The following is a 20,576-nucleotide window of genomic DNA, read 5'->3' as shown; positions in this document are numbered from 1 at the left end:
CCCCACTGACAACGCCCCGCCCGCCGATGTCACACCCGGACCCCCGCCACCCGTCATGTACGTGAAAGCACCTCCAGCGAAGGCGAAGGAGACGGGGACGACCATGCAGCGCATCCACATCATCGGCGGGGGTCTCGCCGGATTCACCGCAGCCATCACCGCGGCCGAGTCCGGCGCCCTGGTGACCGTCCACGAGGCCCACCACACCCTCGGCGGACGCGCCAGGACCGCGGAGGAGGGCCCGTACCGCACCAATGAGGGACCGCACGCCCTCTACCGTCGCGGCCCCCACTGGACCTGGCTCGACCGGCGCAACCTCCTCGGCCCCACCACCGCCGTCCCGCCCCTCGAAGCCGCCCGGCTCCGCTTCCGCCACCACTCCACCCTGCGCCGCACCCCGCCCCTCGCCCTCCTCCGGCTCAGCCGCCGCAGCGCCCAACGGGTCCCGGCCGACCTCGACTTCCGTACCTGGGCCACCGCGCAGGCCGGCGAGGAGGGCGCCCGCGTCGCCGCCCACTACGCCGCCGTCGCGCTCTTCCACCACGACCCCGGCAGCCTCTCCGCCGCGTTCGTCCAGGAACGGCTGCACCGGGCGGGCACCCTGCCGCCGGAAGCCCGCTATCCGATCGGCGGCTGGGCGCAGATCGTCGACCGGATGGCGTCCCGCGCCTGGAACCTCAGCGTCCGCATCGAGACGGCGACCCGTATCGACACCGCCGCCCTGGACGCCCTCGCCCGCACCGGCCCGGTCGTCGTCGCCACCTCCCTCGACGCCGCCCGCACCCTCCTCCGCGACCCCACCCTCACCTGGGCCTCCGGCCGCACCGCCCTTGTGGACCTCGCCCTGCGCACCCGGCGCGGCGACGCCTTCGCCGTGTCCGACCTCGACGCCCCCGGCTGGATCGAACGGTTCACCGCGCAGGACGACACCCTCGCCCCGGCCGGCGAACAGCTCCTCCAGGGGCAGTTCCCCATCGCCCCCGACGAGTCCCGGTCCGCCGGGGCCGCCCGCGCCGAAGAACTCCTCGACCTGGGGTACCCGGGCTGGCGCGAGCGCACCGTGTGGCGGCGCGACGCCCTCGCCACCGGCCGCACCGGAGCCGTCGACCACCCCGGCACGACCTGGCGCGACCGCCCGGCCATCGACCGGGGCAACGGCATCTACCTCGCGGGCGACCAGGTCGCCGCGCCCGGCCTGCTCAGCGAGGTCTCCTTCAACAGCGGCATCGAGGCGGCCCTCCTCGCCCTCCGGGCCACCGAGCACCGCACCACCACCGCTACCTCCACCCCCGCCGTCACCTCCCGGACACCGCTTGACCTCAAGCGCGCTTGAGGTCAAAGAGTGGGCCCACCGGCAACTACAGCTACACCGACACACCTGGGGAGCCCACCATGTACGCCGTCCGCCTCCACGCCTTCGGCCCCGCGGAGAACCTCGTCCACGAGCGCGTCGAGGACCCCGTCCCCGCGCCCGGCCAGGTCCGGATCGCCGTCCGCGCCGCCGGCGTACACCTGCTCGACACCGCGCTGCGCCAGGGCATGACCGGCCCCTACCCCGCCCCCACCCCGCTGCCCACCGTCCCCGGCCGCGAAATCGCCGGCACCGTCGAATCGCTCGGCGAGGGCACAGACCCGGACTGGCTCGGCCAACACGTCGTCGCCCACATCGGCAACGTCCCCGGCGGTTACGCCGAACTCACCGTCACCGAGGCCGACAAGCTCCACCCCGTGCCCGACGGCCTCGACGACGCCGAGGCCGTCGCCATGATCGGCACCGGCCGCACCACCCTCGGCATCCTCGGATTCACCCCGCTGGGCCCGGAGTCGATCGCCCTGGTCACCGCCGCGGCCGGTGGCATCGGCACCCTGCTCGTCCAGTACGCCAAGAACGCCGGGGCCACCGTCATCGGCCTCGCCGGAGGACCCGCCAAGACCGGCCTCGTCCGCGCCAACGGCGCCGACCTCGCCGTCGACTACACCCTCCCCGACTGGCCCCGCCAGGTCCGTACCCACCTCGACGCCCTCGGCCGCCGCGCCACCGTCGTCTACGACTCCGTCGGCGGTACCACCGCGCGCGCCGCCGTCGACCTCCTCGGCAAGGGCGGACAGCACATCGTCTACGGCTGGTCCGGCCAGGGACTCCACGACGGCCGGCCGCTCACCTTCACCGAGGACGAGCTCGCCGCCCGCGCCATCACCTCGCAGAACGTCCTCGGCCCCGCCATGATCCAGCGCGGCGGCGGCCTGCGCGCCCTGGAGACGCGCGCCCTGGCCGAGGCCGCGGCCGGCCGCCTGCGCCCCGCCGTCCAGCGCTACCCGCTCGCCGAGGCGGCCGCCGCCCACCGTGCCCTGGAAACGCGCGGGACCACCGGCAAGGTCGTCCTCGTCCCCTGATCCCCCGACCCCCGGAGGTCAGCCCCCGAGCTGGGCGAGCGCCCCGTCCGTCAGCCGGTACACCGTCCACTCGTCCTGCGGCCGTGCGCCCAGCGACTCGTAGAACGCGATGGACGGAGCGTTCCAGTTCAGCACCGACCACTCCAGCCGCTCGTAGCCGCGCTCCACGCAGATCCGCGCCAGCTCAGCCAGCAACGCCTTGCCGTGTCCGCCGCCCCGCCGCTCCGGGCGCACGTACAGGTCCTCCAGGTAGATCCCGTGCACCCCGCGCCAGGTGGAGAAGTTCAGGAACCACAGGGCGAAGCCGACCACCTCACCGTCCTCGCCGTCCTCCGCGATGTGCGCGAACGCCGCGGGCCGCTCGCCGAACAGCGCCTCGCGCAACTGCTCCTCCGTGGCGTTCGCCTCGTGCAGCGCCTTCTCGTAGTCGGCCAGCTCACGGACCATCGCGTGCAGGGCGGATACATCGGCGGGGGTAGCGGTACGAATCATGGGGGCAGCGTAAGCAGTACCGCGCCGCCCGCCGCTACCGGCCCAGCAGCCGCCGCGCGATCTCGGCCTGCTCCGGTGCCAGCCGCCGCGCGCCGTCCTCCGCGCCCCAGCACGCGTTCTGGAGCACCCGCCCCAGCGTCCACGCACGGGCCCGCCCGCGGTCGAGGCCCAGCGTCGACGTCAGCAGATCGAACCGCCACCGCACCGTGTCCGCGTCGAACCGGTCGGCCAGCGCCGGCAGCAGCTCGAACCCCGGATCACCGGCCAACGGCTTCGGATCGATCGCCACCCACCGCGCCGCCTGCCCCGCCGGTCCGCCCCGCGCGGCCAGCACGTTGCCGAAGTGCAGGTCCCAGTGCAGCAACCGGTCCCCCTGCTCCCCCACCACCTCCCGGACAGCCGCCGCGCAGTCCGCCAGCAGCCGCCGCTCCTCCTCGTCCGCCAGCAGCCCCACCGCCCCCGGCGCCGCCGCCAGCGCCCGCGCCGCCACCTCACCCAGTCCCCGCAGACCGCTCCCCGGCGAATCCACCGGAGCCCGTACCGGAGCCACCGGCTCCACCGTCCCCACCGGAGCCCGCACCGCCGTCAGCACCGCCAGCAGATCGGCGACGACCCGCACCGCGTCGCGCACATCAGGGACGCCGGACAGCGGGCGGAGCCCGTCCAGCCGCTCCAGCAGCATCGTCCCCGTCGCCGGGTCGTGGTCCAGCAGCTCCACCGCAGCCCCCGACGCCGCACCCGCCGACGCCGCACCCCACACCCGCAGCGCGAGCGGCTCCCCCACCGTCTCCGCGTCCACCGCCTGCAACTTCAGCGCGGCCGGACGCCCGTCCGCCACCCGCACCACCGGCAGCACCAGCGCGCACACCCCGTACAACGCCTCGCCGTCCCGGCGCAGCCCCCACCGCTCCAGGAACTCCGCCGCCATCCCCGGCAGCGCGGCGAGGAACGCCCGCCCGGCCGCACCGTTGTACTTGGACTGAGTGGCGATCAGCGCATCCGGAATGTCAATCACGCCCACGATCGTAGGAGCGTGCGTCAATCGGCTATGACCCCGAGCCACCCGGCCCCGCCCACGCGGCCCCGCCCCGCACCCGTCACGTGGCTCCGCGGCGCCGGCTCATGGATCCGCAGCGCCCCCGGCACCTACGTCTGGCTGCTGGCCCTCTTCGTCACCACCGTCATCGTCCACCAGATGTCACCGGACTTCGAGGAGGACTTCCTCCGCCAGCGGTCCACCAACATCCATGAGCTCTCCCAGAACCCCGTGCGCGTCCTGATCAGCAGCGCGTTCTGGATCGACGGCGGCGCATGGCTCCCCTACGCCGTGCTCTACACCGTCTTCCACGCCCCCGCCGAGCGCCGCCTGGGCACGCTGCGCTGGCTCACCGTCGTCGCCGCCGCCCACATCCTCGCCACCCTCGTCAGCGAAGGCGTCCTGGCCTGGGCCATCCGGCACGGCCACGCGCCCGAGGCCGCCGAGAACACCCTGGACGTCGGGGTCAGTTACGCGCTCGCGGGCGTCGTCACCGTCCTCACCTACTACGTCCCGCGCCCCTGGCGGTACGTGTACCTCTTCGCCGTACTCGTCATCTACGGCGTCCCGCTCATCACCGGCGCCACCTTCACCGACGTCGGCCACTTCACCGCGGCGCTCATCGGCCTCGCCTGCTATCCGCTGACCCGCCGCCACCACGAGACGAAACGGTCCCCCGCCCAGTAACGTCCAGCCACGCAGAACACCGCACCGCACTCCACTCCACACTCCACAGCCGGCCACACCACCGGCGCCAGTCACACGGACAGCAGGGGCAACATGAGCACCGTCAGTACAGCCAACGGCGGCATATCCTTCTGGTACGCGGACCAGGGCACCCCCCTCCCCCGCGAACCCCTGCCCGGCGACGCCACCGCCGACATCTGCATCATCGGCGGCGGATACACCGGCCTCTGGACGGCGTACTACCTCAAGAAGGCCGTCCCCTTCCTCAACATCACCGTCCTGGAAGCCAAGTTCTGCGGCTACGGCGCCTCCGGCCGCAACGGCGGCTGGCTCTACAACGGCGTCGCAGGCCGCGACCGCTACGCGAAGCTGCACGGCCACGAAGCGGCCGTCCGGCTCCAGAAGTCGATGAACGACACCGTCGCCGAGGTCATCCGCGTCGCCGACGAGGAGAAGATCGACGCGGACATCCACCGGGGCGGCGTCCTCGAAGTGGCCTGCACCCCGGCCCAGCTCGCCCGCATGAAGGACTTCCACTCCGTGGAGATCGCCTTCGGCGAGACCGACCGCACCCTGCACGGCGCCCGCGAGACCGCGGAGCGCGTCCGGGTCACCGGAGCGATCGGCTCCACCTGGACCCCGCACGGCGCCCGCCTGCACCCCGCCAAACTCGTCAAGGGCCTCGCGGACACCGTGGAGGCCCTCGGCGTCACGATCCACGAGGCGACCCCCGTCACCGAGATCAAGCCCAAACACGCCGTCACCCCCTACGGCACGGTCCGCGCCCCGTACATCCTGCGCTGCACCGAGGGCTTCACGGCGGGCATCAAGGGTGAGAAGCGCACCTGGCTCCCGATGAACTCCTCCATGATCGTCACCGAGCCGCTGCCCGAATCCCTCTGGGAGACCATCGGCTGGAACGGCCGCGAAACCCTCGGCGACATGGCCCACGCCTACATGTACGCCCAGCGCACCGCCGACGACCGCATCGCGCTCGGCGGCCGGGGCATCCCGTACCGCTACGGCTCGGCCACCGACAACGACGGCCGTACCCAGCCCGCCACCGTCGAGGCCCTGCGCGACCTGCTCGTCCGCCTCTTCCCCACCACCGCGGGCACCCGCATCGCGCACGCCTGGTCCGGGGTACTCGGCGTCCCGCGCGACTGGTGCGCCACCGTCACCCTGGACCGCTCCACAGGGCTGGGCTGGGCGGGCGGTTACGTCGGTTCCGGCGTCGCCACCACCAACCTCGCCGCCCGCACCCTGCGCGACCTGATCCAGCAGGACTCGGGCCAGGGCGGCCCCACCGAACTGACCGCCCTGCCCTGGGCCAACCACAAGGTCCGCCGCTGGGAACCGGAGCCGCTGCGCTGGCTCGGCGTCCAGAGCATGTACGCCGCCTACCGCGCCGCCGACCGCCGCGAACTCACCTCGCCCCGAGCCGGGACCGACCGGATCGCGAAGATCGCGGACCGGCTGTCGGGACGGGGCTGAACGCACCGGGACCGGTTCGGCCCCCGAACGCCCGACGGCCCGGAGGGGCAGCCGAACTGCCTCTCCGGGCAGACCATGACGTGGGCCCTCCGGCCGGAGCAGGCGACGCCCTAGCGTGGTACTGCACTGGTCCCGGTTCAGGGGCAACCGGTCTCGGCTGAGGGGCGTCCCATGAAATCCCATGACAGGAAGCGTCCCGTCGCGTCGGCCGACCAGGAGAAGACCGTACGCACGACCGCGCCCACCGGGTTGATGGGAGTGCAGGCCAGCAGCGGCAACCAGGTGGTGCTGGAGATGATGCGCCGCGGGCACGAGGGCGAGGGGCACCGGCACGGGGAGGCCGTGCGGCGCTCCGCCGACGCGGCCACCACGGTCCAGCGCGCGGGACCCACCGAGCAGGAGGGCGCCGAGGCCGCCGCACCGGCGCAGGAGGCGGACCCGGAGGGCAAGGAGATCATCGCCCGGCTCAGCCAGTCGATCGAGCAGCACACGACCCAGGAGACCTCCAAGGCGAACATCTTCGCGCCCGGCACCTGGTGGCCCGAGCAGTGGATGGTCGAGGGGCCCGCCCGGCTGCGGAAGACCCTGGAACGGCGGGTGATGCGGGGTCAGGCGTTCACCGAAGAGGAGCTGGATGACATCAGAGAGCTGTCCGCGAAAAATAGGAAGTGGCTGAAGGACGTAGGCATCGGCCCCTACGAGGAGGCCGAGGACTACGCGAAGGGGCCGTTCGACAACTGGTTGAAAATGGCCCCCGGCAAGCGCGTACTCACCGCGACGCTGGCCATCGGGAAGCGTCCCGACATCATGTCGGGTCCGTCCGTCCGCGCACCGACGGACCCGGCCTACACGCTCGGCCGGTTCATGCTCACCCAGACGCTCCGCACCGATTCGGAGGAGCAGGAGAAGCAGGGTAAGCAGGAGAACCCGGACAATCGGAAGACGCGGGAGAGCCTGGAAACGGAGCGCAACCAGCAGATCCGCGACACCGCCGTCGACACGCTCCACCCGGAGGGCATAGCCCGCGAGCGCATGTACGACGGCCCCGTCCCGGCGGAGGGCACCCCGGTGGGCAAGGACGGGAAGAAGGCGCCCGACTACGTCGAGAAGGACGCCCAGGGCCGCGAAATGCTCACCAAGATCCTGCTCATTCTGCGCCACGGGCTTCAGCTCTACACCCCGGAGAAGAACCGGCACGTGGCGGACCACGAACAGGACGTCATCCGTGCGCTGTCCCACGGCGGCCGCGTCAACGTACGGATCCCCGCGCTGAGCGCGAAGGACGATCCCGCCTACTGGCTGCCGCACTTCCTGGGCGCGACCCAGGACGCCACCGAAGGGGAGACCGCGGAGCACGTCTCCGAGCGGGGCTTCGCCACCCACCGCACCGACATCGGCCCCAACAAGGGTGAGAAGCAGGGAAAGTTCAAGGAGAAGGGCGGCGTCATGGCGTCCCTCACCAACAAACTCGCCGTCGGTGCCGCCCGGCCGAAGCTGTGGGGCCAGGACATCTCCGGCGGCGGGATCGGCTCCAAGGACTGGAACGGCGCGATGGTCCTGCCGAACGGCTCGTACGGCCACGTCCTGCTCGTCTACCACCGCCCGACCATGGAGAAGGACGGGTCCCTCCAGATCGGCGTCGAGACCATCGCGCCGCACGCCGCGAGCCCCGTCGGCTACGAACACGACTTCCGCTCCACCGAGGCCACCTCGAACCCCGAGTCCATCCTGCACGGCCACAAGCAGGACAAGATCGGCTCCGGCGGCCTCGGCAAGAACGAACGCTACGTGGACCTGCGGAAGATGAGTAAGGGTTCGAGCGGCGGCTGGCAGGGCTACCTGGAAGACATCAAGCAGCAGTGGGACCGGGACCTCGCCGCGACGGACGGCAACCCGGAGGAGCGCCGCGCGCTCTACCAGGAGCTGGTAGGCAAGCGCCCCTCGGCATAAGAGTGCTGGGCGGCCCCGTCCCCCGACGGGACTGCGCACCCCGCGACACAGCACACTGATTCAGAAGGGACTGAAGGGACTGCCGCGCACTGATCCACAAGCGCCTACGGGATCCTTGAGTCCCCCCTCACTCCCTCCCCCTCAGTCACGACCCCTCAGTCGCCCCCGCCACCGTCACCGCCACCGCTGTCACCACCGCCACCGTCGCCGCCTCCGTCCCCGCCGTCGCCGCCGTCCGCGCCCCAGCCGTCCCCGCCGCCGGGCTCGTTGTCGTCGCCGCCGTTGCCGAGGTTGCTGAACCAGGGGCGGTCCCAGGACCCGTCGGTGGCGACCGGCTCGCCCCCGCGCCCCGCCTGCCGCTCCGACCGGAACCGCGCGGTCCCGGTCGTGTCGCCTATCCCGAACGCGGCGGCGAAGAGATGCGCCATCACCGCGTCGAGCGGGTCCGCGCTCTCGTGGCGCACGGGGGCCAGCGGCCGCAGGACCGTGTCCGCCGTGCGGGCGGGCCGGCGCGGGGGACGCGCCAGCAGGGCGACACGCTGATCACCGCGCAGCAGCCACGAGCTCGTCGCGTTCTCGCGGCGCAGCACCCAGTGCGCCCCCGGAATCCGCACCTCGACCACGCTCTTGGACTTGCGCAGCTTCTTCTTGAGTACGAGCTCCGCCACGGCGTCGCCGACCGTCAGGCTCAGGCCCTTGGACGGATCGGGGGCCTCGCCCTGGAAGCCGCGGGGCGCACGGATGCGGGCGGCGGGAGCGTGCGGCCCCCACACGTCGACGCGCACCAGCCGCCGGTCCACGGCGACGGCGATCGGCCCGGCGGGCCCGTCCGCGAACCTCCGCGCTATCCACAGCGGTACGCCCTCGGCCCCGGCCCGCGCGGACAGCGCGGCGACCTGCTCGGGCCCGCCGCACAGCCGTACCGCCAACTCGCCCAGCGCACGGGCGAACTCGGCCGCCCGACGCACCTTCACCGGGACCGTGGTGCCGGTGACGCGGGTCAGCGGGACGACGCCGGGGCCCTCCGGGATCCGGTCGAGCGCGCGCTCGACCCCACCGCCGCCCAGCCAGCACCCACGCCCGTACGCCTCCGCCATGGCACCGAGGTTCAGCTCACCCATCGGCGTGGTCCGGCCACCTCTGCGCAGCCCCTCCCCGGTCAACTCCACGGTCTGCGCGAGCGGATTCCAGTTCCGCTCGCCATAGAGCACCTGGCTCACGACACCCCCCATGTACGTACGTGTCTCGTCTGCGTAGGCCATCTCGGCCCACGACACACTCACACACCCGGTCGAGCCCCCCGGGGGCGGGGCGTGGGGCGCGCCGGTCAGGGCCGCTCGGAACCTGGCTCTTCGGGCTGTCGGCCGGATGGGTGAGCGGTGCCGGAGGTCCGGTAGGTGTCCCAGTCGGCTCGCCCTCCGGCGCCCAGGACCTGGGCGGGGGACGACAGGTCTCCGTCGAGGTGGGTCCTCAGCTCGCGGCGGGTGGCCCGTGCGACCAGCGCGGGGAACAGCGGGCGCAGGGGCTGGCACCAGCGCAGCCAGGGCGGTGCGTAGATGTGCGCGGCGCGCTGGGTGATGCCTCGGGTGAGCCACTGGGCGACCTGCTCGGGGGTGTGGACGCGGCGGGCCGGGCGAGGCTGATTGCGGCGCAGCGCTTCGAGGACCGGGTGGTCGTCGATGCCGGTGAGCATGTCGGTGCCGGTCCAGTGGAGGTAGGCGATGCCGACCTGGACGCCATCGGGTCCGAGTTCGCCGCGCAGTGCGAGGGCGAAGGACTCCGCCCCGGCTTTGGACGCGCAGTAGGCGCTCATCATGGGCGCGGCGCCGAACGCGGCGGTGGACGCGATCTGGAGGAAGTATCCGCGGGTGGCGGTGAGCTGAGGCAGAAAGGCACGGGCGGTGTTGGCGGAGCCGGTGAGGTTGACGTCGACGACCCGTTGCCACAACTCGGCGGCGGTGCTGTTGAACGGGCCGCTCACCGCGATGCCCGCGTTCGCCACGACCACGGAGGAAGGCCCGAAGACCGCTTCCACCCGGCGCGCTGCCTCGGCGAGCGCTGCGCGGTCGGTGATGTCGCACTCGACGCAGATACTCGGGCCCGGGAGGGACCCGGCGACCTCCTCCAGGGTCGCCCGTTCCCGGCCCAGCAGCGCGACCCGCATCCCGGCCTCGGAGAGGGTTCGGACGAGCGCCTCACCGACGCCGCGAGCAGCGCCGGTGACCACCGCGACCCGTCCGTACAGCGGACCTGTCGGGGCCGGCTGATCCGAGCGGGCGCCTGGGCTGTCATGCATCGTCTCTCCCCGCAGGCTGATCGCGTCGCTGTCGCCACGGTGATCCCCGTACCACCGTCAGGCCACGAACAGGTCACCGCAACCGGGCCGAGAGCGCACCTACCGTCAGGAGACGGCGGCCGGATCGCGGCGCAGCCGGGACAGCTCCTTGTTCATCTCGGACAGGAACCGGACGACCACGCTCAACTCGTCCTGACCGAACCGGCCGCAGACCGTGGCGGTGCCCGTCGCCAGAGGTTCGAAGTACTCCCGGGCGATGCCCCGGCCGACCTCGGTGTAGTGAAGGTGGACGACCCGGCGGTCATCGACCGCCCGGGTGCGCTGGATGTGCCCCATCCTCTCCAGGCGGTCCAGGCAGGCGGTCACCGCACCCGAAGTGAGATTGAGCTCTCGGCGGAGCCGGCTCGGCGTCATCGGTTCATCCGCCGAGTCGGCCCCCGCGTCCAGGACCGCGATCAGGGCCTGCACGTCCGTCAGGTGCAGACCCTGCGTGTGCGCGAACTCCTGCGCGATGCGATTGAACTCGCCGTTCAGCCCCCGGAGCAGGACTGCGAAGGACCGCAACCCCGTGGGGTCATCTTCAGGAAGCGGCAGGGAAGGTGCATCCGAAACGGGCATGCCTCCAGTATAGGTTTACTCAATGATTGAGATACTTTACGGTTGATTTACTTCGTCTATCGCTGGGACCATTCATGAAATCCGCGCCTCGCTGGGCCCGATGGCTCGTTCCCGTCGCACTGCTGCTGGTGTGGCTGGGGGTGGGCGGAACCCTGGGGCCGTACGCCGGGAAGCTCGGCGAGGTCGCGACCAACGATCAGGCCGCCTTCCTCCCACAGAGTGCCGAGTCCACGAAGGCGCTCAAGGAGCAGAAGGCGTTCGACCGGTCGGAAACACTGCCCGCGATCGTCGTCTGGACGGCTGATGAGGGCCGCGCGACCCCGGAGCAGCGGCAGGCCGCCACCGAAGCGATCGGCTCCCTGGCCGGAAACCCGGGTGTCGTAGGCCGGCCTTCTCCCGCCCTCACCTCCGAGGACGGCGAGGCGATGCAGGCCGTGGTCCAGCTGGCACCGGACCTGGGTGACGAACTGCCCGACGTTCTCGGCCGGGTGAGGGACGCGGCGGACAAGGTGCCTGGCACATCGGCCCAGCTCGCCGGCCCGGCGGCGAGCCAGGCCGATCTGTCGGACGCCTTCGCCGGAATCGACGGACTGCTGCTGGGAGTGGCGCTGGGCGCGGTCCTGCTGATCCTGCTCCTGGTCTACCGGAGCGTCCTGCTGCCCCTCGTCATCATCGTCGGAGCGGTCTTCGCGCTCGGGCTGGCGTGCGCTGTCGTCTACGCGCTGGCGGACCACGATGTGGTCCGGGTGGACGGCCAGGTACAGGGGATCCTGTCCATCCTCGTGATCGGCGCGGCCACCGACTACGCCCTGCTGCTGGCCGCGCGATTCCGCGAGGAACTGGCCGTGAGCGGAGACCGGGCCGTCGCCGCGGCAGCCGCGGTGCGCCGTTCATTCGCGGCGATCACGGCGAGTGCCGCAACGGTGGCCATGGGACTGCTCGCCCTGCTCGCCAGCGACCTGACCAACAACCGGGCCCTGGGCCCGGTCGGCGCGATCGGGATCGTGTGCGCCGTCCTCACCACACTGACCTTCCTGCCGGCCGTACTCGCCCTGCTGGGCCGAGCCGCGTACTGGCCCTCGCGTCCCAAGGCCTCGGACGCCACTGTGGAGGGACACGGCGTATGGCGCCGTATCGCGGCGATGGTCGACAGGCGCCCGCGGAGGACCTGGGTGGTGACCGCGCTCGTCCTGGCCGCCTGCGCCGCGTTCGCTCCCTCCCTGTCCAGCAAGGGAGTGCCCCTCGACGAGATCTTCGTGAACGATGCGCCGTCCGTGACAGCCCAGGAGACCCTGGCACAGCACTTCCCCGGCGGGTCCGGCAACCCCACCGTGATCATCGCGAACGAGGGCCGGACCGCTCAGGTGACCGCCGCCGTCAAGGCGACCGAAGGGGTCGATTCGGCCGCCGCCGCCGGTCCTTCCGGCCGCCCCGGAGCCGGCGAGCCGCAGGTGGTCGGCGGACGGGTCCGTATCGACGCCACCCTGAGTGCTCCGGCGGACAGCGACGCCGCCAAGGACACGATCGAAAGGCTTCGCGAGAACGTCCACGCCGAACCGGGCGCGGACGCGGTCGTGGGCGGTTACACCGCGCAGCAGTACGACACCCAGCAGACCGCTGCCCGGGACCGGACCGTGATCGTCCCCATCGTGCTCGCCATCATTCTGCTGATCCTCGTCCTGCTGTTGCGCGCGCTGCTCGTCCCCGTACTGCTGGTCGCCACCGTCGGCCTCAACTTCGCCGCGACGCTGGGGGTCTCCTCGCTCGTCTTCGAGCACCTGCTGGGGTTCAGCGGAACGGACGCGTCGGTACCGCTCTACGGCTTCGTCTTCCTGGTCGCCCTCGGCGTCGACTACAACATCTTCCTCATGTCGCGGGTGCGGGAAGAGGCGCTGCGCCACGGCTCACGGCAGGGCGTACTCCGAGGGCTGACCACGACCGGCGGGGTCATCACCTCCGCGGGCGTGGTCCTTGCCGCGACGTTCGCCGCGCTCATGGTCATTCCGCTCGCGTTCCTGGTGCAGATCGCGTTCATCGTGGCCTTCGGCGTACTGCTGGACACCCTGGTGGTCCGCTCGCTGCTGGTGCCCGCCCTTGTCATCGACATCGGCCCCCGGGCGTGGTGGCCCGGTGCCCTGGCACGCGAGGGAGGCGACGGGAACACCGGCGGTACCGAGCGGGAACACCCGGCCCCCAGCGAACCGGCGGCGCCGACGAACGGCGAATCCGCATCGCGCGGTACATGCTCCGGAACGTCCTAGCCGCAGGCCGGCAAGGACGCCACCGAGATCCCCGCGTGACGTCCGGGACAGCAGAAACCCCAGGTCACGGGTTACGTGACCTGGGGTTTTCACCGAGCCCCCTATCGGATTCGAACCGATGACCTACGCATTACAAGTGCGTTGCTCTGGCCAGCTGAGCTAAGGAGGCGTGCCGGAGCAGTGTAACCAACCCCGCACCGCGTCCGCGCCGGAATTTCGTCCCCTTCGAACTACTGACAGATTCGAAATGGCCAGGTAGCGTCGCTGAAGGTTCACTCAAGTGGACCAGACCACTCCCTTACAACGGATCGTCCGGCACGTTCCTGCCGGTGGAGGAGAAGATTCAGCATGGCCAGTGTCACGTTCGACAAGGCGTCCCGCGTATACCCCGGCTCCACGAAGCCCGCGGTTGACCAGCTTGAGATCGACATCGCGGACGGCGAGTTCCTCGTCCTCGTCGGTCCCTCCGGTTGTGGCAAGTCGACCTCCCTGCGCATGCTCGCGGGTCTTGAGGACGTCAACGGCGGCGCGATCCGCATCGGTGACCGCGACGTGACGCACCTGCCGCCGAAGGACCGGGACATCGCGATGGTGTTCCAGAACTACGCGCTCTACCCGCACATGTCCGTCGCGGACAACATGGGCTTCGCGCTGAAGATCGCCGGTATCAACAAGACCGAGATCCGGGCGAAGGTCGAAGAGGCCGCCAAGATGCTGGACCTCACCGACTACCTGGACCGCAAGCCGAAGGCGCTCTCCGGTGGTCAGCGTCAGCGTGTCGCGATGGGCCGTGCCATCGTCCGTGAGCCGCAGGTCTTCCTCATGGACGAGCCGCTGTCGAACCTCGACGCCAAGCTCCGTGTCTCCACCCGTACGCAGATCGCCTCGCTCCAGCGCCGTCTGGGCATCACGACCGTGTACGTCACCCACGACCAGGTCGAGGCCCTCACCATGGGTGACCGTGTCGCGGTCCTCAAGGACGGTCTGCTCCAGCAGGTCGACTCGCCGCGCAACATGTACGACAAGCCGGCGAACCTCTTCGTGGCCGGCTTCATCGGCTCGCCCGCGATGAACCTGGTCGAGGTCCCGATCACCGACGGTGGCGTGAAGTTCGGCAACAGCGTCGTCCCGGTCTCCCGCGAGGCGCTCACCGCCGCCGCGGACCGCGGTGACACCACCGTGACGGTCGGTATCCGCCCCGAGCACTTCGACATCGTCGAGCACGGCGGCGCCGCCGCGAAGTCCCTCACCAAGGACTCCGCCGACGCCCCGGCCGGCCTGGCCGTCTCGGTCAACGTCGTCGAGGAGCTCGGCGCCGACGGGTTCGTCTACGGTGCCGCCGAGGTCGGCGGCGAGCACAAGGACCTGGTTGTCCGTGTCGGCGGCCGCGCCGTCCCGGAGAAGGGCACCAAGCTGCACGTCGTGCCGCGCCCGGACGAGCTGCACGTCTTCGCGACCTCGACCGGTGAGCGCCTCATCGGCTGATTCCGCACCGCCCGCCGTACGACGTCGGCCCCGCACGGACTCCGTGCGGGGCCGACGCGCGTTTCGGGAGTTTGGGCCGGCCGCCTCAAATTCCCCGGCACAACGGTCATTTCGCTCGGGTTCGTCAACACGGGATTCGAAAAGCACTCTCGAACCATCCCTCGCGAGAGTGACGTAATGTCGCCAATTCATCACTGCCCGCTACGCTCACTGCGTGACCCACACCGCGCGCCGCATCGGCCGAACTCTCGCTCTCGTACTGCCTGTCGTCATGGTCCTGTCCGGGACCCTCGCGGTCACCGCCGTGCCGTGGGCATCTCACAACTCCGACTCCCAGATGCTCACCGCCTCGGCGCAGACCGTCTCCAAGCGCGCCAAGCCGCGCAGCACCCAGGACATCCTGCGCGACAAGCTCCTCCTGGAACTCCAGGAGAAGGACCCCGCCGTCGCGCTGACAGATCTCCAGCGTGCCGTCGAGGGGCGCCCGTCGCTCGCGAAGCACTGCATGTCGATCGCGAAGGCGCTGGGCAGGGCAGCGGTCGAGCAGTACGGCCCGACGCGGGCGCACCGCTTCTCGCGTCCCGTCTGCGACACGTCCTTCGCCTCGGGTGTCGCGCAGTTCAGCTGACCGGTCCCGTCCGGGCACCGCATATCGTGCCTGGCATGCATACGTTTCCGACGCAGGCCGTGATCCTGGCGGGTGGCCAGGGGTCACGGCTGCGCCCGTATACCGATGACCGCCCCAAGCCGATGGTCGAGATCCCTGGTACCGGGACTCCGATCATCGGCCATCAGCTTTCCTGGCTGGCCGCGGAGGGCGTGACCGATGCCGTGGTGTCCTGCGGACACCTGGCAGAGGTGCTGCAGGAGTGGCTGGACGCGGCGGTGCTGCCGCTGCGCGTCACGACGGTCGTGGAGCACGAACCGCTGGGGCGCGGCGGCGGGCTGAAGTACGCGGCGGCCCGGCTGCCCGATCCGGAGCAGCCCTGGTACGCGACCAACGGCGACATCTGGACGCGCTTCTCGCTGCGCGAGATGGCCGCGTTCCACGCGGAGCGCGATGCGACCGCGACGCTGGCGCTGGCCCGCCCCCGGATTCCGTGGGGTGCGGTGGAGACGGACGCGTTCGGGCACATCACCGACTTCATCGAGTCGCCGCCCTCGCCGTATCTGATCAACGCGGGGGTGTACGTGTTCTCCCCCGCGTTCACAGGGATGCTCCCGGACCGTGGTGATCATGAGCGGACGACGTTTCCCCGGCTCGCCCGGGAGCGCCGGCTGGCCGGCTATCCGCTGCCGCACGGGGCGTACTGGCGGGCCATCGACACCGCCAAGGACCTCACGGAGGCCGCCAAGGAGCTGGACGGGCAGTCGTAGCACCGCGCTCGACCGGGACATAAGGAAAAGCGAGGGGCGGGCGCCGGAATCGATCCGGTGCCCGCCCCTCGCTTTTCCGCTCAGCCGAGGAGGCCGCCGAGGGGGTTCTTGCCTCCCTCGCCTCCGCCCGCGGAGGCGTCCGGGGCGCCGTCCGTGCCGGGGGCCTGGTCCGGGCCGCCCGCGCTGGTGCCGCCGGCGCCGCCGGTCGGGCCGGCCGAGCTGGGGCCGGCGCTGGTGCTCGGGGGCTGCTGGGGGGTGGTCTGCTGCGGGGGCTGCTGGCCGGTGCCCTGGGTCTGGCTGGGCCGGCCCGTGCCCGCCGTTGCCTGGCCCGACTCCCTGACCGTGCCCGTGGCGGGCGCGGAGGTCTTCGCGGACGGCGTCCGGGGGGCGGTGCTCCGGGTCGGGGTGGGCTGGCTGCCCGTCGGGGTGTGCGAGGCCTTGGCGCCGCTGCGGGACTCCTCGGGGAGCGGGGAGCCGGGGAGCTGGTTGGTCGGGACGCCGTTGGGCCCGGGAACGGTGACGACCCCGGACGAGCGGACCGCCCCGCCCAGGATGGAGCCGATGAGCAGCGTGAGGCCGACGACCACCGTGGCGACGGCCGCGCCCCGGCGCAGTACGCGGCGGCGGAGGTCCCAGATCTCGGAGCGGGGGCCGAGCCTGCGCCAGGCTTCCCCGGCCAGGCGTCCGTCGACGGAGTAAACGGGGGCACCCGCGATGATCAGCGGGCTCCAGGCGGCGAGGTAGATGATGTCCGGCGCGTCGTAGACGGGGACGGTGCGCCAGCTGACGGTGACCAGGAGGGCGGCGGAGAGCAGGGCGCCGACCGAGGCGGCGACGCGCTGCCAGAGGCCGAGGACGGTGAGGACTCCGACGACGACCTGGAGGAAGGCGATGCTGAGTCCGGCACCGACCGGGTGGGAGAGCGCGAATTCGCGCAGCGGCTCCGCGAGGGCCCAGGGGTGCAGCGAGGTCAGCCACTTGACCATGGAGCCGCGGTCGCCGCCGTCGAAGTAGACGGGATCGCAGAGTTTGCCCATGCCGGCGTAGATCGAGATGAAGCCGAGGAAGACCCGCATGGGCAGCAGGACCACGCCGAGGTTCATCCGGCGGCCGGGGTAGTACGCGTGCCGGACGGAGTCGCCGCTCCGCTCGCGGTCACGGTCGCCGGTGACGTCGTCGAGCTCTTCGGCGTCGTCGAAGCCCTCGCCGTGCCGGCCCCGGGCGGGTCCGTCCGGGCCGTACACGTCGGTCCGGTAGTCGTCGGTGCGGTAGTCGTCCGCGGCGTACTGCCCCGAGCCGGTCTCGACCGGGTCGTACGCGCCGACGGCCTGCCGCATCGGCGGCAGCAGCGGCCCGCCGGTCCGGGGGCCGCCGATCAGCGGGGTCGGCTGGGTCTCTTCGAGGCGCGGGATGACCTGGGTACCGGCTGGTTCGTACGAGGCGTACGGCTCGTAGGGGTCGTAAGCGGTGTCGGGGCGGCCCGTGACGCCCGGCCGGGCCGCGGTGGAGTTGCGTACGGCCTGGAGCAGTCCGGTGGCGCCGGGGTCGCCGGGGGCGGACCTGCCGCTCCACACGACGGGGGCGCGCCGGCCGCGCCCCGCTCCGGAGCCGCTCATGGCGGGGATCCTGGGCGCGGCGGCGGGGGTCACACCGCGCAGCCGTGCGCGCTGGCCGGGCGCGAGCTGTACCCGGAAGCTGGCGTGGTTGACGATGACCTGCGCAGGGTCGCAGTCCACCTTGGTCATGCTCAGGGCGGGTTGCTCGTCGAACCGAGGCGTTCTGGTGTCCACACTCATCTAACCGAGTGATGTGTGTTTAGGACACTGCCTTGACAGGGGCGAAGTGTCCGAGGCCCGTCAACCCGGTGGTGGCGGGGTGCGACGGGGCGTACGCGCGCTCCGATGCGCCCCCGCGCACGGCCGCGCGAATACGGCGGACGGCGGCGCGTGTCCCCTTCGGCCGCCGCCCGTGCGAGTGGTCCCGCGTGCCCCGCCCACCAGGGGCCGGGGCCCGGCGCGGATCAGGCGCGGCGGCGCGCGACCTCGTACATCACGATGCCGGCCGCGACACCGGCGTTCAGGGACTCGGCGCCACCGGGCATCGAGATGCGGACCCGGTAGTCGCAGGTCTCGCCGACGAGCCGGCCGAGGCCCTTGCCCTCGCTGCCGATGACGACGACCACGGGGCCGCCGAGCGCCTCCAGGTCCTCGACGGTGTGCTCGCCGTCGGCGGCCAGGCCGACGATCGCGATGCCTTCCTTCTTGTACGCCTCCAGCGCCCGGGTCAGGTTGGTGACGCGGGAGACCGGGGTGCGGGCGGCGGTACCGGCGGAGGACTTCCAGGCCCCGGCGGTCATACCGGCGGCGCGGCGCTCGGGCACGACCACACCGTGGCCGCCGAACGCGGAGACGGAGCGGACGATCGCGCCGAGGTTGCGCGGGTCGGTGACGCCGTCGAGGGCGACGATCAGCGGGTCCTCGCCGTTGTCGTACGCGGCGGCGGTGAGGTCCTGCGGGTCTGCGTACTCGTACGGCGGGACCTGGAGGACGAGGCCCTGGTGGTTCAGGCCGTTCGTCATCCGGTCGAGCTCGGGGCGCGGGGCCTCCATCAGGTTGATGTTGCCGCGCTCGCCGGCGAGCTGGAGTGCCTCGCGGACCCGCTCGTCGTTGTCGATGTACTGCTGGACGTACAGGGTGGTGGCGGGCACGCCGTCGCGCAGCGCCTCGAAGACCGGGTTGCGGCCGACGACCATCTCGGAGGTGCCCTTGACGCCGCCGCGCCGGGGGGCGGGGCGGCGGTTGGCGGCCTGCTTGGCCTTGGCGGTCGCGATGCGGTTCTTCTTGTGCTTCTTGCGGGCCTCGGCGGGCGGCGTCGGCCCCCGGCCTTCGAGAGCACGGCGTCGGTTACCACCGCTGCCGACCTGCATGCCCTTCTTGTTGGACGTGCGGCGGTTCCTGCGCTGGCTGTTCCCGGCCATGACCTACCTGTTTCGTTGCTTCAGACGTGCGTGCGTATAAGTGAGAGTGTGCCGCCCGGCGGGCCGGGCGGCACTCGGGAGGACTACTGGCGCGGGCCGAGTGTCCACCGTGGTCCGGCCGGGCTGTCCTCGATGACGAGCCCGGACTGGTTGAGCTGGTCGCGGATGGCGTCGGCCGACGCCCAGTCCTTGCGCTCGCGCGCCGACTGCCGCTGGTCGAGGACGAGCCGTACGAGGGTGTCGACGACGCCGTGCAGATCGTCGCCCCGGTCGCCCTCGGAGGCCCAGTGGTCGTCGAGCGGGTCGAGACCGAGTACTCCGAGCATCGCACGGACCTCGGCGAGACGGGAGACGGCGGCCTCCTTGTCGTCGGCGGCGAGCGCGCTGTTGCCCTGACGGACCGTGGTGTGGACGATCGCGAGGGCCTGCGGGACGCCCAGGTCGTCGTCCATCGCCTCCGCGAAGGCGGGCGGCACCTCCGCGGCCGGCTCGACGGTCTCGCCGGCCTTCTCCGTGACCCGCTGGACGAAGCCCTCGATGCGGGCGAACGCGGACTCCGCCTCGCGCAGGGCGTCCTCGCTGTACTCGATCATCGACCGGTAGTGCGGGGTGCCGAGGTAGTAGCGCAGCACGATGGGGCGCCAGTTCTTGACCATCTCGCTGACGAGTACGGAGTTGCCGAGCGACTTCGACATCTTCTCGCCGGACATGGTGACCCAGCCGTTGTGCACCCAGTACTTCGCGAACGCGTCACCGAACCCCTTGGCCTGGGCGATCTCGTTCTCGTGGTGCGGGAAGATCAGGTCGATGCCGCCGCCGTGGATGTCGAAGGCGGTGCCGAGGTACTTGTGCGCCATCGCGGAGCACTCCAGGTGCCAGCCGGGACGGCCGCGGCCCCAGGGGGTCTCCCAGCTGGGCTCGCCGGGCTTGGACGCCTTCCACATGGCGAAGTCGCGCTGGTCGCGCTTGCCGGTCTCGCCCTCGCCCGAGGGCTGGCGCAGATCGTCCAGGTCCTGGTTGGAGAGTGACAGGTAGCCGGGGAACGAGCGCACGTCGAAGTAGACGTTGCCGTCGGCGGCGTAGGCGTGACCGCGCTCGATGAGGCCGCGCATCATCTCGATCATCTCGGGGATGTGGCCGGTGGCGCGCGGCTCGTAGGTGGGCGGCAGGCAGCCGAGCGCGTCGTAACCGGTGTTGAACGCGCGCTCGTTCTCGTAACCGATGGCCCACCACGGGCGGCCCTGTTCGGCCGACTTGGTGATGATCTTGTCGTCGATGTCGGTGACGTTCCGGACGAACGTCACGTCGTAGCCGCGGTGCTCGAACCAGCGGCGCATGATGTCGAAGTTCAGCCCGGACCTGATGTGCCCGATGTGCGGGGCGGCCTGGACAGTGGCGCCACAGAGGTAGATCGAGACACAGCCCGCTGTGAGCGGGACGAAGTCACGGATCTGCCGGGCGCTGGTGTCATACAGGCGAATAGTCACGCCTCAAGGGTAGTCGGCGCGC

Annotated in this window: 17 protein-coding genes and 1 tRNA gene; 9 read left to right on the top strand and 9 right to left on the bottom strand. The window is 71.6% G+C overall.

The annotated features are described in order from the left end of the window. Nucleotides 1-103 precede the first annotated feature (103 nt). Nucleotides 104-1,333, top strand: coding sequence for an NAD(P)-binding protein (locus ACFVQ0_RS07695; RefSeq protein WP_390085639.1), 1,230 nt, complete (start codon nt 104-106; stop codon nt 1,331-1,333). 59 nt (nt 1,334-1,392) lie between these two features. After that, on the top strand, nt 1,393-2,394 hold the full coding sequence (locus tag ACFVQ0_RS07690) for a zinc-binding dehydrogenase (RefSeq protein WP_390085637.1): 1,002 nt from the start codon (nt 1,393-1,395) through the stop codon (nt 2,392-2,394). 18 nt (nt 2,395-2,412) lie between these two features. On the opposite strand, the gene ACFVQ0_RS07685 is transcribed toward ACFVQ0_RS07690, so the two are convergent. Beyond that, on the bottom strand, nt 2,413-2,886 hold the full coding sequence (locus ACFVQ0_RS07685) for a GNAT family N-acetyltransferase (protein ID WP_390085635.1): 474 nt from the start codon (nt 2,884-2,886) through the stop codon (nt 2,413-2,415). 34 nt (nt 2,887-2,920) lie between these two features. Continuing rightward, on the bottom strand, nt 2,921-3,901 hold the full coding sequence (locus ACFVQ0_RS07680) for an aminoglycoside phosphotransferase family protein (protein WP_390085633.1): 981 nt from the start codon (nt 3,899-3,901) through the stop codon (nt 2,921-2,923). 33 nt (nt 3,902-3,934) lie between these two features. Here ACFVQ0_RS07680 and ACFVQ0_RS07675 point away from each other — a divergent pair, with 33 nt between their 5' ends. The 3 genes from ACFVQ0_RS07675 (at nt 3,935) to ACFVQ0_RS07665 (ending at nt 8,053) form a co-directional block, all read left to right on the top strand. After that, nucleotides 3,935-4,609, top strand: a complete 675-nt coding sequence (locus ACFVQ0_RS07675; RefSeq protein ID WP_390087700.1) for a rhomboid-like protein — start codon at nt 3,935-3,937, stop codon at nt 4,607-4,609. A 93-nt stretch (nt 4,610-4,702) separates the two neighbouring features. Further along, nucleotides 4,703-6,103, top strand: coding sequence for an NAD(P)/FAD-dependent oxidoreductase (locus ACFVQ0_RS07670; RefSeq protein WP_390085631.1), 1,401 nt, complete (start codon nt 4,703-4,705; stop codon nt 6,101-6,103). Between the two features lie 171 nt (nt 6,104-6,274). Continuing rightward, entirely contained in the window at nt 6,275-8,053 is a 1,779-nt protein-coding gene (locus ACFVQ0_RS07665; RefSeq protein WP_390085629.1) for a PE-PGRS family protein, read from the top strand. Between the two features lie 155 nt (nt 8,054-8,208). On the opposite strand, the gene ACFVQ0_RS07660 is transcribed toward ACFVQ0_RS07665, so the two are convergent. From ACFVQ0_RS07660 to ACFVQ0_RS07650, 3 genes are all read right to left on the bottom strand, one after another. After that, complete coding sequence (locus ACFVQ0_RS07660) at nt 8,209-9,273, bottom strand: hypothetical protein (RefSeq protein ID WP_390085628.1); 1,065 nt, start codon at nt 9,271-9,273, stop codon at nt 8,209-8,211. 107 nt (nt 9,274-9,380) lie between these two features. After that, the gene (locus ACFVQ0_RS07655; RefSeq protein WP_390085626.1) at nt 9,381-10,349 is read right to left on the bottom strand and encodes an SDR family oxidoreductase; all 969 of its coding nucleotides are present in this window, start codon (nt 10,347-10,349) and stop codon (nt 9,381-9,383) included. 105 nt (nt 10,350-10,454) lie between these two features. Then, entirely contained in the window at nt 10,455-10,967 is a 513-nt protein-coding gene (locus tag ACFVQ0_RS07650; protein WP_390085624.1) for a MarR family winged helix-turn-helix transcriptional regulator, read from the bottom strand. A 74-nt stretch (nt 10,968-11,041) separates the two neighbouring features. Between ACFVQ0_RS07650 and ACFVQ0_RS07645 the strand changes: the two genes are divergently transcribed. After that, a complete protein-coding gene (locus ACFVQ0_RS07645) occupies nt 11,042-13,228 on the top strand; it encodes an MMPL family transporter (protein WP_390085622.1) in 2,187 nt (728 codons plus the stop codon). Nucleotides 13,229-13,323: 95 nt separating this feature from the next. Here the strand turns inward: ACFVQ0_RS07645 and ACFVQ0_RS07640 are convergent. After that, nucleotides 13,324-13,397: transfer RNA gene (locus tag ACFVQ0_RS07640), tRNA-Thr, on the bottom strand. 179 nt (nt 13,398-13,576) lie between these two features. Here ACFVQ0_RS07640 and ACFVQ0_RS07635 point away from each other — a divergent pair. From ACFVQ0_RS07635 to ACFVQ0_RS07625, 3 genes are all read left to right on the top strand, one after another. Continuing rightward, nucleotides 13,577-14,713: an ABC transporter ATP-binding protein gene (locus tag ACFVQ0_RS07635; protein WP_390085620.1), complete on the top strand. Its 1,137-nt coding sequence runs from the start codon at nt 13,577-13,579 to the stop codon at nt 14,711-14,713. Nucleotides 14,714-14,927: 214 nt separating this feature from the next. Further along, nucleotides 14,928-15,341 carry a hypothetical protein gene (locus ACFVQ0_RS07630; RefSeq protein ID WP_311304088.1) on the top strand — a complete coding sequence of 138 codons (414 nt, stop codon included), beginning with the start codon at nt 14,928-14,930 and terminating at the stop codon, nt 15,339-15,341. Nucleotides 15,342-15,376: 35 nt separating this feature from the next. Further along, nucleotides 15,377-16,090, top strand: a complete 714-nt coding sequence (locus ACFVQ0_RS07625) for an NDP-sugar synthase (protein ID WP_390085618.1) — start codon at nt 15,377-15,379, stop codon at nt 16,088-16,090. A gap of 80 nt (nt 16,091-16,170) precedes the next feature. On the opposite strand, the gene ACFVQ0_RS07620 is transcribed toward ACFVQ0_RS07625, so the two are convergent. The 3 genes from ACFVQ0_RS07620 to cysS all read right to left on the bottom strand — a co-directional run bounded on the left by ACFVQ0_RS07620 (nt 16,171) and on the right by cysS (nt 20,554). Next, nucleotides 16,171-17,886 carry a DoxX family membrane protein gene (locus ACFVQ0_RS07620; protein ID WP_390085616.1) on the bottom strand — a complete coding sequence of 572 codons (1,716 nt, stop codon included), beginning with the start codon at nt 17,884-17,886 and terminating at the stop codon, nt 16,171-16,173. A gap of 224 nt (nt 17,887-18,110) precedes the next feature. Beyond that, nucleotides 18,111-19,067 carry a 23S rRNA (guanosine(2251)-2'-O)-methyltransferase RlmB gene (gene rlmB / locus ACFVQ0_RS07615; RefSeq protein WP_390085614.1) on the bottom strand — a complete coding sequence of 319 codons (957 nt, stop codon included), beginning with the start codon at nt 19,065-19,067 and terminating at the stop codon, nt 18,111-18,113. Nucleotides 19,068-19,150: 83 nt separating this feature from the next. After that, entirely contained in the window at nt 19,151-20,554 is a 1,404-nt protein-coding gene (gene cysS, locus ACFVQ0_RS07610; protein ID WP_390085612.1) for a cysteine--tRNA ligase, read from the bottom strand. Nucleotides 20,555-20,576 lie beyond the last annotated feature (22 nt).

It is taken from the genome of Streptomyces sp. NPDC057900 (assembly GCF_042887885.1).
Taxonomy (GTDB): domain Bacteria; phylum Actinomycetota; class Actinomycetes; order Streptomycetales; family Streptomycetaceae; genus Streptomyces.
Note: the sequence above shows the minus strand (reverse complement) of the source record. Positions and strands in the feature narration are given on the sequence as shown.

Excerpts from the sequence above, each read along its gene's own strand:
- ACFVQ0_RS07695 (WP_390085639.1), top strand. The coding sequence starts at position 104 with ATGCAGCGCATCCACATCATCGGCGGGGGTCTCGCCGGATTCACCGCA.
- ACFVQ0_RS07690 (WP_390085637.1), top strand. The coding sequence starts at position 1,393 with ATGTACGCCGTCCGCCTCCACGCCTTCGGCCCCGCGGAGAACCTCGTC.
- ACFVQ0_RS07685 (WP_390085635.1), bottom strand. The coding sequence starts at position 2,886 with ATGATTCGTACCGCTACCCCCGCCGATGTATCCGCCCTGCACGCGATG.
- ACFVQ0_RS07675 (WP_390087700.1), top strand. The coding sequence starts at position 3,935 with ATGACCCCGAGCCACCCGGCCCCGCCCACGCGGCCCCGCCCCGCACCC.
- ACFVQ0_RS07670 (WP_390085631.1), top strand. The coding sequence starts at position 4,703 with ATGAGCACCGTCAGTACAGCCAACGGCGGCATATCCTTCTGGTACGCG.
- ACFVQ0_RS07665 (WP_390085629.1), top strand. The coding sequence starts at position 6,275 with ATGAAATCCCATGACAGGAAGCGTCCCGTCGCGTCGGCCGACCAGGAG.
- ACFVQ0_RS07655 (WP_390085626.1), bottom strand. The coding sequence starts at position 10,349 with ATGCATGACAGCCCAGGCGCCCGCTCGGATCAGCCGGCCCCGACAGGT.
- ACFVQ0_RS07650 (WP_390085624.1), bottom strand. The coding sequence starts at position 10,967 with ATGCCCGTTTCGGATGCACCTTCCCTGCCGCTTCCTGAAGATGACCCC.
- ACFVQ0_RS07645 (WP_390085622.1), top strand. The coding sequence starts at position 11,042 with ATGAAATCCGCGCCTCGCTGGGCCCGATGGCTCGTTCCCGTCGCACTG.
- ACFVQ0_RS07635 (WP_390085620.1), top strand. The coding sequence starts at position 13,577 with ATGGCCAGTGTCACGTTCGACAAGGCGTCCCGCGTATACCCCGGCTCC.
- ACFVQ0_RS07625 (WP_390085618.1), top strand. The coding sequence starts at position 15,377 with ATGCATACGTTTCCGACGCAGGCCGTGATCCTGGCGGGTGGCCAGGGG.
- ACFVQ0_RS07620 (WP_390085616.1), bottom strand. The coding sequence starts at position 17,886 with ATGAGTGTGGACACCAGAACGCCTCGGTTCGACGAGCAACCCGCCCTG.
- rlmB (WP_390085614.1), bottom strand. The coding sequence starts at position 19,067 with ATGGCCGGGAACAGCCAGCGCAGGAACCGCCGCACGTCCAACAAGAAG.